This window comes from Actinomadura napierensis (genome assembly GCF_039529375.1).
Classification (GTDB): Bacteria; Actinomycetota; Actinomycetes; order Streptosporangiales; family Streptosporangiaceae; genus Spirillospora; species Spirillospora napierensis.
Window position 1 is genome coordinate 1 of the sequence record NZ_BAAAMR010000359.1, and the last position, 601, is coordinate 601.

Consider the following 601-nt stretch of genomic DNA (forward strand, 5'->3'; position numbering starts at 1 on the left):
TGAAGTATCGCGCAAGCCGCCATGGCCCAGCGCGATACTTCAGTTTCCGATCTCTGCAAGGAACTCGGCATCGAGCGCGTCACTCTCTACCGATATGTCGGTCCCAAAGGCGAGCTCAGAGACCATGGAAAGCATGTTCTCGGACTTACGTAGCAACTCGTTTCTTTTCGCAGGTTGAGCCACCTCCGCGCTTCATCAGAAAACTGAAGGAACCTCCATTGAATCGAACTAATATTTTTTTTGGTGAATCGCATTCTGACTGGTTGCCTGTCAGAGGCGGAGAATCTGGTGATTTTGTTTTTCGACGTGGTGACGGGCATGCCTTCGCGAAAATCGCACCTGCTTCCCGCCGCGGTGAGCTCGCTGGAGAGCGTGACCGCCTCATTTGGCTCAAAGGTCGAGGTGTGGCTTGCCCCGAGGTGATCAACTGGCAGGAGGAACAGGAGGGTGCATGCTTGGTGATAACGGCAATTCCGGGAGTACCGGCGGCTGATCTGTCTGGAGCGGATTTGCTCAAAGCGTGGCCGTCAATGGGGCAGCAACTTGGCGCTGTTCACCGCCTATCCGTTGATCAATGTCCGTTTGAGCGCAGGCTGGCGCG

General features: G+C 55.4%; 1 protein-coding gene. It reads left to right on the forward strand.

Going from position 1 to position 601, the window contains the following annotated elements:
* Positions 1 to 218 precede the first annotated feature (218 nt).
* Positions 219 to 601: phosphotransferase (locus ABD296_RS49915; protein WP_344285675.1), on the forward strand; the 383-nt coding region annotated here is incomplete at its 3' end.